The sequence below is a fragment of the Rubripirellula tenax genome, assembly GCF_007860125.1.
In the GTDB taxonomy this organism is placed as follows: Bacteria; Planctomycetota; Planctomycetia; order Pirellulales; family Pirellulaceae; genus Rubripirellula; species Rubripirellula tenax.
Genome location: NZ_SJPW01000006.1, coordinates 109,131 through 122,545, shown reverse-complemented (window position 1 = coordinate 122,545; position 13,415 = coordinate 109,131). Strand labels below are relative to the sequence as shown.

General features: G+C 54.5%; 10 protein-coding genes. 3 read left to right on the top strand and 7 right to left on the bottom strand.

The window, feature by feature from the left end:
• Positions 1–90 precede the first annotated feature (90 nt).
• On the bottom strand, positions 91–369 hold the full coding sequence (gene rpsR / locus Poly51_RS31390) for a 30S ribosomal protein S18 (RefSeq protein WP_246114674.1): 279 nt from the start codon (positions 367–369) through the stop codon (positions 91–93).
• Between the two features lie 513 nt (positions 370–882).
• Here rpsR and fusA point away from each other — a divergent pair.
• Positions 883–2,970, top strand: a complete 2,088-nt coding sequence (fusA, locus tag Poly51_RS21395) for an elongation factor G (RefSeq protein ID WP_146459967.1) — start codon at positions 883–885, stop codon at positions 2,968–2,970.
• 171 nt (positions 2,971–3,141) lie between these two features.
• On the opposite strand, the gene Poly51_RS21390 is transcribed toward fusA, so the two are convergent.
• From Poly51_RS21390 to Poly51_RS21380, 3 genes are all read right to left on the bottom strand, one after another.
• Positions 3,142–4,992, bottom strand: a complete 1,851-nt coding sequence (locus Poly51_RS21390; RefSeq protein WP_146459965.1) for a hypothetical protein — start codon at positions 4,990–4,992, stop codon at positions 3,142–3,144.
• Positions 4,989–5,807: a hypothetical protein gene (locus Poly51_RS21385; RefSeq protein ID WP_186775708.1), complete on the bottom strand. Its 819-nt coding sequence runs from the start codon at positions 5,805–5,807 to the stop codon at positions 4,989–4,991. The genes Poly51_RS21390 and Poly51_RS21385 overlap by 4 nt, the downstream gene beginning before the upstream one ends.
• A 216-nt stretch (positions 5,808–6,023) precedes the next feature.
• On the bottom strand, positions 6,024–7,301 hold the full coding sequence (locus Poly51_RS21380) for a metallophosphoesterase family protein (protein WP_146459964.1): 1,278 nt from the start codon (positions 7,299–7,301) through the stop codon (positions 6,024–6,026).
• 306 nt (positions 7,302–7,607) lie between these two features.
• Here Poly51_RS21380 and Poly51_RS21375 point away from each other — a divergent pair, with 306 nt between their 5' ends.
• The gene (locus Poly51_RS21375) at positions 7,608–8,441 is read left to right on the top strand and encodes an endonuclease/exonuclease/phosphatase family protein (RefSeq protein WP_146459962.1); all 834 of its coding nucleotides are present in this window, start codon (positions 7,608–7,610) and stop codon (positions 8,439–8,441) included.
• 192 nt (positions 8,442–8,633) lie between these two features.
• Here Poly51_RS21375 and Poly51_RS21370 read toward each other — a convergent pair whose 3' ends face one another.
• Positions 8,634–10,073 (bottom strand): outer membrane protein assembly factor BamB family protein, encoded by a 1,440-nt coding sequence (locus Poly51_RS21370; RefSeq protein WP_146459960.1) that lies wholly within the window; start codon positions 10,071–10,073, stop codon positions 8,634–8,636.
• Positions 10,070–10,402, bottom strand: coding sequence for a hypothetical protein (locus Poly51_RS21365; protein WP_146459959.1), 333 nt, complete (start codon positions 10,400–10,402; stop codon positions 10,070–10,072). The genes Poly51_RS21370 and Poly51_RS21365 overlap by 4 nt, the downstream gene beginning before the upstream one ends.
• Positions 10,403–11,003: 601 nt before the next feature.
• Here Poly51_RS21365 and Poly51_RS21360 point away from each other — a divergent pair.
• Positions 11,004–12,596: a glycosyl hydrolase gene (locus Poly51_RS21360; protein WP_146459957.1), complete on the top strand. Its 1,593-nt coding sequence runs from the start codon at positions 11,004–11,006 to the stop codon at positions 12,594–12,596.
• A gap of 239 nt (positions 12,597–12,835) precedes the next feature.
• Here Poly51_RS21360 and Poly51_RS21355 read toward each other — a convergent pair whose 3' ends face one another.
• Positions 12,836–13,348, bottom strand: coding sequence for a ferritin (locus Poly51_RS21355; RefSeq protein ID WP_146459956.1), 513 nt, complete (start codon positions 13,346–13,348; stop codon positions 12,836–12,838).
• Positions 13,349–13,415: the final 67 nt, after the last annotated feature.

The following is a 13,415-nucleotide window of genomic DNA, read 5'->3' as shown; positions in this document are numbered from 1 at the left end:
CAACAGGTTTCGGGTAACAGGTTTTCAGACTATCAGGACAACCGATCACTCAAAATCCTGACGCCTGTGACCCGTTCCCTGTGACCCACTCTACTCGCCGACGAAGGGAAGAAGAGCCATGAAACGGGCTCGCTTGACAGCTGCGCTGACCGCGTGCTGGCTGGCTGCGGTACAACCGCTCTTGCGGCGACCGACGATTCGACCCTGACGATTGATCATCTTCTTCAGCAATTCGACGTCCTTGTAATCGACATACATCGGACGCGGGCGGTGGCCATCGACGAAAATCGGATCTTTCTTCTTGGTTCGCGAACGAACGCGACTGCGTTTGCGGGCACGGCTGCGCGTGCTCATCGGGCGTGGAGCCATCAGGTACTTTTCTAGATTCTAGAGGGCGAACGGACTAATCGGCCGGCGGGCATCCTGTGCGAAACAGTGCCGTCGGCTCGCCTGGGCCCGCAACAGTTTTTTGCGGGTCCAAGAGTATGTCGAGCCAGAAAGTTTGTCGCAAGGGGATTTGGACCAAGATTTGCCCTTCCGCTTTTGCTAAAGCTTTGCCATATTTCCCAATCGTTTTGATAGGGCTTGAAATTCCAGTCCGCGGTTCCCACTGCGCCACCCAAGAATTTGATCCCCGACCGGTGTTCATCTGGACGCCAACGGCCCTTTGGGTGTCTGAACGAAACCACGCGGCCGTCCCACCAGCGTGCCCGGTTTTTGATCGATCGATTGCGATCTAGAATTTTACCGGGCAAGCGTTCAATAAGAAGACTGAGCGTGCGACGACCAATTTCTTGGGCATCCTAAAACCTGTATACGGGAATGTTGCCCGTATCCCCAAGAGATTCGGCACATCGCACGCACGTTTAGGTAACAAAAGATATGAGTCTGGCGAAAACAAGAAACATCGGAATCAGCGCTCACATTGACTCGGGTAAAACGACCCTCAGCGAGCGCGTCCTCTTTTACACCGGACGCATCCACAAGATCGAAGAGGTCAAAGGTGGCGGTGACGGCGCGACGATGGACCACATGGAACTGGAAAAAGAGCGTGGCATCACAATCACCAGTGCCGCGACGTCGGTCGAATGGAAGGGCCACAAGATCAACCTGATTGATACGCCCGGTCACGTGGACTTCACGGTCGAAGTCGAACGTTCGCTTCGCGTTCTTGACGCAGCCGTGTTGGTTCTGTGCAGTGTCGGTGGCGTTCAAAGCCAATCGATCACGGTTGACCGCCAAATGAAACGTTACGGCATTCCCCGCTTAGCGTTCATCAACAAGATGGACCGCACCGGTGCGAACCCGTACCGCGTTGTGCAAATGCTTCGCGATAAATTGGGCGCCGAAGCGTTCTTGATGCAGATCCCGATCGGCGCCGAAGAAAACTTTAAGGGCGTCGTCGACCTGATCGAAATGGTCGCCTACCTTCACGAAGGCGATGAAGGCGAGAAAGTCATCACCGCGCCGATCCCTGCAGACTTGATGGACGAAGCCGAAGCGAAACGCGGCGAGATGCTCGAAGCACTGTCGATGTACAGCGACGAAATGATGGAAAAGTTGCTCAGTGAAGAAGACATCTCGAAAGAGATGATCTACACAACCACTCGCGCCGCCGTCCTGGGCGGAGCCACCCCGGTATACTTGGGCAGTGCTTTCAAGAATAAAGGTGTTCAACCTCTGCTGGACGCCGTCAACCGCTACTTGCCCAGTCCGCTGGACCGTGAAATCAAGGGTCGAGATCCGCAGGACGAAGAGCGTCGCATCGAATTGCTACCCGATGCGTCGCGTCCGTTCGTCGGAATGGCGTTCAAGATTGTCGAAGATCCGTTCGGCCAATTGACTTTCATGCGTGTTTACCAAGGCACGATCAAGAAGGGCGATACCTACGTCAACCAACGTACCGGCAAGAGCGAACGGTTCAGCCGTATCGTCCGGATGCACAGCGAGAAGCGAGAGGAAATTGATTCCGCATCGGCCGGTGACATTGTCGCCGTCCTGGGTATCGATTCGGCCAGCGGTGACACGTATGCCGCGGAACGCGACTTCTGTACCCTCGAATCAATGTTCATCCCCGATGCGGTGATCAAGGTTTCGGTTTCGCCCAAAAATCGCGGCGATGCAGACAAGATGAGCAAAGCGTTGCTGCGGTTCCGCAAGGAAGACCCAACGTTCCGCGTCTTCACTGACGATGAAACCAAAGAAATTTTGATCAGCGGCATGGGCGAACTCCACCTGGACGTCTACGTCGAACGAATTCGTCGCGAATACGGCGTTGATATCGAAGTCGGTGCGCCGAAGGTCAGCTACCGCGAAAGCCCGACCAAAGAGATTTCATTCGATTACAAGCACAAGAAACAGTCGGGTGGTTCGGGTCAGTTCGCACACATCAAGGGCAAACTCAGCCCGATCGCATCGGACAGCGAAGACAGCTTCGAATTCGAAGATCACGTCACCGGCGGTCGTATTCCGAAGCAATACATTGCACCGGTCGAAAAAGGTTTCCGCGACAGCTTATCCAAAGGCCCCGTCGCCGGTTATCCCGTCGTGGGAACTCGGATCGACCTGGAAGACGGTAGCTACCACGACGTTGACTCGTCGGAAAAGGCGTTTTATACGGCCGCCCAAGGTTGCTTCCGCGAGTACTTCAAGCAAGCCGCACCGAAGTTGCTCGAGCCAATCATGAACATCGAAATCGAGTGCCCCGAAACGTTCCAGGGCCCCGTGGTCGGTGACGTGATCAAGCGTCGTGGATTGATGACCAGCACCGACGTCGTCGATGCCAACTGCATCATCAAGGCCGAAGTGCCCCTGGCCGAAACATTCGGCTACGCGACCGACCTTCGCAGCATGACGCAAGGCCAAGGAACGTTCACCATGGAATTGGCGACCTACAACCAAGTCCCGTCGAACATTCAAGACGACATCATCGAAGCGAAACGCAAAGCCGACCTGGTTGCATCGAAGTAACCTCGGCAACGCTACGTCCTTAAAATAGAAACGGCGATGTGCTTGACACATCGCCGTTTTTTTATGCGCCTCGATAAACTCTAAAATCTGACGCAACTTCGATTTCGGTTCGTGAGGCATCGTACGCGGCAGACACCGTGGCGACGGTCGCTAGACCAACGATGAAATGCTCTAATCCAAACGAACGGCTTGGGCAGCGCTGCCCACCTGAGCGTCTTTGACGACGATTGTCTCGGGCGCATCTTTGCCAGCTTTGATGGTGAAGGTCTTTCCCTGCGGTGCTCCGGGAGCAAACGTCTTTCCGTTGACCCGGACGGTGTACAGGGTCTCGCCGTTTTCGGAATCGACAAGCTGGACGACTGGGGAATCGACATCAAACGTTAACTCTCCCAGCTTTCCCCAGGATGTCGGATTGTAATTGTCGAACTGCGAGATGGTGCGAGGCCAACCGGGGTACTGCTTTGCACTGGGATCGGTCACGTCGACATTACGTGGCCAACATTCCATTTTGATCTGCCGGGATTTGGTGTTCAAACGCACGATGCCGAACCCAGCGGCGCGGGTGTTTAGCAAATTGCCGGCGGGACTCTTTTCCGGGTTGGCTGCCGCGTAGTTGGTGACTTTGTTGTCGAATCCGTCCAGCAGATCACCGGTGTATTCAGGACTGCCAGGTTCACGGTTCTTGCCAGGCTCAAGCGGTTGCCACCAACGAAGATACAGATTGGCGATCGAGGGAACACAAAACGACCAGATCGCGTCACGATGTTCGTCAACGCCATGATGAAAGATCGTGGCCAAGTGTTGATCGCCGGCGAAATGAAAAGCGAACGCTTTGCGAAGCGATTGGAGCGCGAGGTTGCGTCCCGTTTGTGGCCAACCGTTAGAATCCATATCCGCATGCAATCGACCGTTCGCCGCGCCGTGGATATGTGCGCCACCGCAGAAAATTGTTTGCGAAAGGGCGACTTTCATTTTTGCATCGCGCCAATCCATCGCCCAAGCATCCAGGAAATTCAGTTGCCGCTCGCCGAGCAGAATGGCACCATCAACATCGACGCTGGCAGGATCGTAATCCGGGTTGCGAATGTGGTCGGGGCGCGGCCCTTGCTTCGGTACTCGGCCCGCTGGACCGGTCTTAAACTTGCGATCCTCTAGAATGGCAAAATCGATGTTGCCCCAATTCAAATTCGTGAAATAGACACCGATGCCTTGACCAACTTTTCGCGGGTCCACCGGATCAGGAAGATGGCTGGTCTGGGCACGTTCGACTTCTTGGACATAGATTCCAGGCTGTGAGTAGCCACCGTCAGCAGCACCACTGAGCGTCGAAATTTTCCCGTTTTCGCCCCACAGATTGGGCTGACCCACGTCATGGTCATCGGGCAGACAAATCGTCGGGCGGTCTTTGATGATGTCACCAAAATCGCGTCCGAATTTCAACCAAGCGGCGTAGTGTTTGTTGTGGTCGTAAACTTGATCGCCCGAGAAGAACAACACGTCCGCATCGATCTTTTCAACATTGTCGATCAAGTCCTGTCGCGAGATATCGCCACCGTGGGCCGGTTGAATCGAGTTACCGGTGAATCCAGCGACCACGATCTCGTCCTTATCCACGGGGTTCTTGCGAATGGTGCCTTCGTACTTGGCTTCCGCTCCATGCAAAACGCGATACTTGTACGCTTGAGTGTCGTCCCAGTTTTCGACTCGAAACGGTGCCGTCCAGCCCGCTTCGATCACGGTCGTTTTGGCGACTTCAACCCACTGTCCGTGCTTTTCGATTTCCAAGCGAGCGTTCTTGGGGTCGCTCGATTCAAGCGGATAAAGTTGAGCAGTCAACTTCAGCGTATCGTCGTGAACGGTGTAGAGCGCAAAGCAGATGACGTCGCTGCGCTTGACTTCGGGGATCGTTAGATCTGCACGACCGGGTCGCCTCCTTCCACTCTGTTGTGCCAAAACCGGAGCACCGGCAAGTAGCAAAGCGAAGCAACAAAGTGAGAAACGTTTGCATTGTTGAAAATTCATCGATCTACCATTCGTTCGGGGTGAGTCGTCGCTAGTTTATCTGTATTGACTGCCGATCGCGGTTGCCGCCAATTCAAGAACAAATACAGAGGAATCAGAAAGTGTGGCGATCGGAGAACTGCTTCGTGCATGTATTGGTCGGCTCCCCAGTAGTTGAGCCCCCAAGACATCCCAGCGACCGGGCGAGCGATGGCGGTTAAGCACCCCCAGACAGTAGCGTAAAAAGCACAGCTTCGGCGCAGAAACGGGATACAGATTCCGATGCAAACCCAAAAATCAAGAATGCCAGCTGTTCGTAGCAAGGCTTGAGCCGTTGGGTATTCAACTCCGAGGATCAATGTCGTCATGGCATAAAATTTTCCAGGCGTCGGCCAAAGCCCTGTCGCATAACAACCATGTCCGGCGAACGTCATGACCAACGCAATCATGGCAGTGATCACCGTGGCTTTGTGGCTTGCACCAAAGGCGAGTGCCATGACAAGCAGGATGGGAATCAACATCTGCCCACCATGTTCGATGAACATGGGTAGCTGATTTTGCGAGGAAACGTACGCCGCGTAGCTGAGCAAGGTCAGCATTCCGCTGCCGATCACCAAACCGAACATTTGGATCCAGGACTTTTCGCGAACCGTCACGCTCAAAAATGCACACATCAGGTACAGCAACCAGATTCTGGCGATCCATTTCTGCACCAAGCCATCGCCGGCCCCCGATCCGACGAAATCGTCCCAGGAGAAGCCGAATCGGTTCGCAAGTTCGTAGGTGGTGCCATGCCAGAGAAGCACACCATAGGGGCCTTCCCAGTAGAAATGCACCCAGGTCCACCCGGCGAAGCAAAGAAACGCCCCCAGCCGGAGGCAGGCAATCCGTAAGTTGAGTTGCGCCGTCTCGTTCACGTTATGCCTGAGTGACGCGCTGTCGTAGGGGAGGGAGTACGGATTCTAAACTCAATTGATCGTAGTAGGTGAAATTCAAACGGCTCTACCAGAGAGACGCTTCGCAAACAATTGTCCTCAATGCAAAGTCGGCGTTCACGACCAGCGATGTTGATGCAACACTTTGCCGTGCAGATCAACGATGCGAATATCGAGTGACTGCTGCGATCCGTCCTGCTCTGCGTCGATCACTGTGAGTGTCGCTTGCTCTGGCTTGGGTCCACCACCAACAAACTGCAGGATTGGCATGTCGTCTGTTGCTGCATCCAATCGGTCGCTGTGCATGTGCCCCGACAGAATCGCCTGAACACCAGCCTGCCTCAAGATCGGAAGCCAGAGCTTCGCACCGAATCCGCAATAACTGGCATACCCTTCCAGCGTCGTTCCATCGTTCTGGCCATCGAGGCCACGCAAAGGTATGTGGCACGCGACAATCTTTAGCGGGGCATTTTTAATCTCGGGACGATCAAGCACGCGTTTCAACCAGGTAGCCTGGCGTTCACGATAAGGTTCGTAAGCAGCGGTTCCCGCAAACACCGGATGCTCGTCCGGCTTGTCCTCGCCCGTGTCCAGCGTGATCAGCGCCAGAGGCCCCAAACGCAATGCCTGGCTGTAGGGCAACTCTGCCGACTCGGGACAACCCGCAAAACTCTTGATCACTTCTCGCGCCCGCTGACCACGGACATCGTGATTTCCATTGCTAAAAACGAGCGGACGAGTGCTGGCCCAGGACTCAATGGCGTCTTGTGCCGGATTAAGCAAAATTTGCTCGGGCGAATCCGCCGCATCAAAGTCGTTGCAACTATCTCCATTCCAGATCAGTAAATCCGGCTTCAGTTTCTCAATTTCACCGTGCAACGCTTGGATCGTCTCGAGGTTCTCGTGTGTGTCATTGATGCTGACCAGACGAATTCGATCCGATGCTGGATCGGGCAACTTGAGAGCATACGTAGTGGTCGCTTGCGGCTTACCACGCTGCAACGAATACGCGCTCGCATAGCCGAGCGACTGTACCACGACGCGATAGTAGATCGGCTTATCACAGGGCAACGGCTCAGGATGCTCGACGCGAACATGTAGCACTCGGTCGTCGGCGCTGACCAAACCGTGGTGACTGGCAATGGCAGTGAACGGCAAATCGCCTTCGGCGAAACCGTACTCAACCCAGGCAGTTGCTAGAGAACGAACCGCAACACTGACGCCAAAGCCGTCCACACGAGGATTCTGTACAACGGGCGGACTGGCAAGCAGCGCGGACGATTCAGCGGACTCGTTTTGTGCTTCTTGTGATCGAGCTTGTTGGTTGATCCCGATCGCAGAGAGTGCGACGGCGCTGACCGGAATCGTGCCGATGAATTGACGACGATTGAACATCTTGGCTTCCGTGAGGGACGAAGCAGTCGTAACGTTGGTGACTTTGCAACCGCGATGCAAGTTGAAAAACTAATGCACGACGAAAAGCACAACAATTTATACTCGATTCCAACAAATCACGCTGACAATGAATCCTCAGCAACGAGAACGGAATCGTAGCGTGAAACGGAAATTTCATGGAACGTCAGGCCGGACCGAATGGCATTGATTCTCACTGCCGATCACGGACACTATAAAAATCTCGATCGCGCCGAACCGTTCATTCAAAATTCTACCGAGCATCAATACAACCGGAATTGAGTCACGATGAAATGCAATTTCATATCGAAGCTGACCGCAAGCGGTGGATGCGTGCAACTTGCCATATCGTTTGTGTTTGTTCTGACGACGTCGTTTGTTTGGGCGGGCGAACCGATCGAAGTGCGCGTGCTCAGCTACAATATTCACCATGGCGAAGGCGTCGACCACAAGCTTGATCTTGCTCGCATCGCAAGAGTGATCGCATCGGTTAGGCCAGACATCGTTGCGTTGCAGGAAGTCGACAAAAACGTAAAACGCTCCGGCGGCGTCGACCAGACGGCTGAAATAGCCAAATTGACACGAATGAATTTCGTTTTTGGCGAAAACATATCGCTGCAAGGTGGCCAATACGGCAACGCGATCCTGTCACGCTGGCCGATCACCCAACATGCCAATCGACTTCTGCCGAACCTTGACCATGGCGAACAACGTGGCGTGCTTCAGGCTTCTGTCCAGGAACCGGTTACCGGAACGCCTGTGATGATCCTGGCGACGCATTTCGATCACCGCCCTGACGACGCGGAACGGATCGCATCAGCACAGGCAATTAACGAACTTGTTGCAAAGCACCGTCAGACGCCAGCGATTCTGGCGGGCGATATGAACGACGGGCCGGGAAGCAAGACATTGCTGGAATTGAAGCGGCACTGGACCGACAACAGCGACAAACCGATGCCAACCATTCCAGTTGCACAGCCAACCAAGCAGATTGACTTCGTGCTCTTTCGTCCAAAAGAGCTTTGGAGTGCCATCGAAACGAGAGTCCTCGATGAGACCGTCGCTTCGGACCATCGTGCCATCTTAACGGTGTTAAGATGGCGGGGAGTGCAGAGGCAATGAAGATGAAGATAGCGACGTGTTCTGCGTTTGGATGTTGGTCGGCCTGATCGTTCCGTCTGGCCGTGCGGATGAGTCGATCAATGTCGTTTCCAACATCTCAGTCGCTCATCATTTGCGCGTCGAACTACGCCAATGCGGACGCGATCTACTGTAGCTTCGCAACGACCTTGGTGACGGCCGATTCGTTTGCGTTCACTGCGTCGCCTCGCCGCCAACACAAAACAGTGCTTGTCCAGTGCGGATGAGCAACCGGTCTTGCGCGACTGCGACTCCGTAAACCATCGGATCACCGTAAGAGAACATCTGATGCAATTGACGTTCAGGCATGCCGGCGAACACCTTTTCGGGGCCGGTCTTTGGCTTTGCTTGATCGGCGGGAACCGAGTTCGTCTTTCGTTGTTTCTCGGCGGATTCCCTCGCTTCCATCATCGCATCGGCATCGTAGAGCTGATTGCGGGCGACCTGATCGTACTCGTTGCCCGGTCGAAGAACGATCGTGAACCCGTTCTTCAAAACAAAGTAGACGAGCTGTTCGCCATTTGAATGGGTCACACCAACGGCGGACGCCCAACAGGGATTGCCGATTCGTTTTGCGAAAACCTGCTCTCCCGTTTCTTGATTGACGCAGTACAGAACGCCGACTTTATTCACGTAGTATACGTAACCCGCAAACGCGAGCGGCGTTGAGTAATACGAGTTCGCTCGCTCGGCTCCCCAACGGACTTTGTATCCGGGTCTGTCGTCGTCGTGCGTTAGCTCGATGCAACAATTCGATCCGGCGACCGCGTCCTCGTCCGTGGCACCTCCGTACACGGTCGTTGAACCGACGAAGACTAGGTCGTCGACGACGGTTGCCGATGGTATGTGGTTGCCTTGCAGACCAGCAAGCTGCCACAACGATTCACCTGTCGCCACGTCGTAGCCGTCGACTGTGTCCGCTGAACTGGTGATGATGATGTTTCGATCGCCGGACCGAGCGATTGCAGGTGACGACCAAGAGGGAACGCGATCACCTCGATCGGCTTTCCAAGTGACCTGACCATCGGATTTGTTTATCGCCACTAAGTACGATGGTCCGTGATGGTCGATCAGAACGAAGATATGGTCGTCAGTTTGTGCCAACGAGCTAGCCACACCGCGTTCGTTGGCGACTTCGCCGTAGTTCTTGATCAATGGTGTGCTCCACAATGTCTTTCCGTCGTGGCTCATCGCGGTCACATCACCGCTGGCGAAGAAAGAGTAGACGCCGGCATCGTCGACACAGCAGGTCGGTGCCGCTCGGCTATTGCGAAAGTAATTCTCCACTTTCGTGGTTGCTTCGACGCGCGTCGTCCAAAGCTTCTTTCCCGTCGTCAGGTCGAACGAATGAACTTGGCAAGCAAGCTGAAATGGGCCTTCGCTGCTGGTGACGTAAACATGATCGCTCCAAACGACCGGCGACGATTGACCGTAACCAGGGATGTCGACCTGCCACGACACTCCCTCATCAGCCGACCATCGTGTTGGCAAATCTGCCGTTACCGTGCTGCTGCCATCGCCTCGAAAATTGGGCCAGTTTTTACCCGCCAACGAATCGTAGGACACGAGAGCAGCGATCAGTAGCAGTGTCGATCGAAGCGTTTCGGAAGTCATTGCGTCTCTTCTTCCAGTTCAATTTTTTGCGGAAACAGGATCTTCTCTTCCTTGATCACGTGCGATTCGAGTTCATCCCCCTGATCCACGAAGGCTTCCCGAACGATCGTCAAATGAGACTTCTTGTCACGATGAACACGAGCGACGTTTTCGGTCATGAAGTCGAGTCGCGCCAGTTCTTCTCGCGGGGAATCGCAATGCGATTTTTCGATGCGGTCGGCCAAGTCGGCTAGCCGCATCGCGTCAGCGTTAACGATGGCCTCAATACCGCGATCGGCGTCACAACGTGTTCGATGCAGCCGACGTGATAGTGTGCGACCTACACCCAAAGGTACACCTCCTATTGTGCACGTCAAGGTGCACGTTATAGGCGATCTGATTTGCCCGTGGGAGCCTGCAGCGAAAGATGCTTTTCAAGACGCCTAAATTCGCTTTCCGTGCCGCTACGCGATTTGTCGAGCGAGAGGACTGGAACAAAAGACCCTCGTCCGCCGACGTACTGGCAAAGGTGACGCAAGTGCCATGGAGATATCCTCCGTTTGAGCCATCGCCATCGAACGCGCGTCCAATGATTCATCGTCACCGCGCGTCACCAGCATCGCATTGCTGAAAACTTGGATCAAGACGATCCGATTTTCGTACGCATTTATCAAGTTGCTCGATAGAAATGTAGCAGTAGCCATTCTTGCACACCGTCCCCAACACAGTTGAAGATTCCATGCCAATGACTCCGACTAGCACGAGCAGAAAGTTTCCGTCAATCCAACATCAACGTAACCGCATGCGACCGCCTTGCGAGCTGCCTTGGGCCGACAAGCTGGCAGCTTGAGGCTACGATAGTCGTTCCCCGCTCGCTGTTTGGCGGGGCCGGCGGTCGATAAACGGACCAACACGACTGCAAAACCTCCATACACCACTCCGACTTACAGCATGTTTTCAGAAACCGACGGAAGCCGCAAAACGATTGGCGATGTGGACATTCTGTTCCACGATGGGCTGTACCACCTCTTTCACCTCGTGCTGCCCAATCACGATTTCATCGCTCACGCTGTGAGTACGGACGCATTGAACTGGCGGCGAGTCAATAATGCGCTGTTCATCGGTGATCCTGGCAGTTGGGATGATCTGATGTTGTGGACCATGCATGTCTCGCCCAATCCGCATCACTCCGGTCGATGGAGAATGTTCTACACCGGACTTTCACGACGTGACAAAGGCAATTACCAGAGGCTGGGCATGGCGACCAGCGACGATCTCTTCCACTGGAAAAAATCATCGGTTCACTGGGTAGATCATCGCGGCCCGAATGACCCAGAACCGGTTAAGGCCGCTTTACGCAAAAGTCGAACCGAGATCGCTGACAGTCGACACGCGATGTTTGACGCGGACAGCTGCTTTCCGCTTCAGCCTGATCCGCAACACTACGAATCGTCGCTCGAAGAAGGTCGACGTTGGGTCAGCTTCCGTGACCCGTTCTACTATCACGATGGCACCGACGGTTGGCTGATGGCGGCCGGAAGGGTCAAAACCGGCCCCATCGTCCGTCGCGGCTGTGTCGCGCTGATGAAAGAGGTTGAACCAAATCACTTTGTCGGCCAACCGCCGCTGCATCATCCGCGGTTGTACGATGACGTCGAAGTCCCGAACCTCATCTGCGTCGATGACGACCACTACTTGATTGGCAGCATCCGCGAAGACGCCAAGATTCGCTACTGGCACACCGACAAGATCGGAAACTGCTGGCAGAGCTACCACGACAATGTGTTGTTGGCTCAAGGAAACTACGCAGGTCGAGTTTGTCGCGATCATAAAGGTTGGCTGCTATGGAATTTTTACTCGGTGAATTCGACCGACCGAACCGCAGAAAACCTAATGCCTCCGCCCAAACGACTCGTTCGGAACGCCAACGGGCTATTGCGTGCGGCGACGTTCGAAGGAATCGCCGACTACATACGAGAACCGATTGACACAAGATGCATTCACAGCCTGATCGAAGAAGTCGGTCCCCAAGTTCAATTCTGTCGAGTCGATAACGGCGCGTTGGAACTCGCCTGCGAGAGCGGATTTCAAGCTTTTGTGTTCGACGAGGCCGTCGACCACTTTCGGTTTCGCGCGACGCTGAACATGAAGGGCCTTGGCAAGTGCGGTTTGGTCTTTCGCATCGAACCCGACTCGCGCGATGGATACTACCTGTCCCTGGATTTGTTGAAGGGGGTCGCCCAACTGCGCGCCTGGGGAACGGGTCCAGTCGGCAGCGGCGAGCACATGATGAAGTTTCAATCGCTGCAGTCGGGGTTCTGGTACTCTGAGTTTCGCAGCGGAGCCGACGTGCAACTGATCGCCTTTGGAAGCTACATCGAACTGTCGGTCAACGGACGCGTGGTGTTGTCTTCAGCTGATCAAAGTTTTGCGAGCGGACAACTTGGCCTCTATCTCGAGACCGCCGAGGTGCGAATTTCCGAAATCCAGTTGGACCGACTCGCGTCACCAAGCCAAACCGACGAGCATCTGGCGAGCGGTTAGTGCGTGGAACCGTAGCCAATGCACGCGTGACTTCGGATTGCGGCTGCGATTGACATACCGGCTACCGACCTCAGATGACAGGCGTGGTGACGCTAGAAGACGTTGTCGAAACACTGCTTGGAATGGATATCGTTGACGAGCAGGATGAAGGCCGTCGATATGCAAAAGGTTGCACAAGATCGCTGGACAGAACGAGCAAGGCACATCAGAAACCGACGCGACGCATGACGAACGAGGGCTCACTGCGGTGTTGTGTCTAACGGGGGCGTTCGTTCAGACAGCGTATTGTCAAAGTCCAGAATTGCGGCAGGATCATCGGCCACCATTTTGATTCTGGCCAAGTTTGCTCGAGCGGTCTTTTCTTCTTCAACTTGCTCGGTCACGAACCATTGCAGCTCGATCAGCGAAGCAAACGCCTTTTGTTCCATCGCCAACTGGAAAAGCGAGTCGATTCGCCGTGTGTTCTCTTGCTCTTGGTGTAACGCCCAGTCGAAGACTTCAACGATCGAAGCAAACGAATCGCGTGGCGGGTCAATTTTCGTGAATGACACGCAGACACCGCGATCCAGCAGAAAGTCGTAGATTTTCATCGCGTGGGTGTATTCCTCCTGAGCTTGAGCACGCAGCCAACCGGCACAGCCTGATAGCTCCTGCTCGGAACACCATGTGCTCATCGCAAGGTACGAGTACCAAGATGCAAATTCCGCTGCGATCTGACCATTAAGTGCTTCACCAATTTGTTTGTTTGACATCTGTGTTTGACTGTGTTTCCGAAAGAAATTTGATTGACGATCAAGCAAATCTTAATGAGTCGAACGC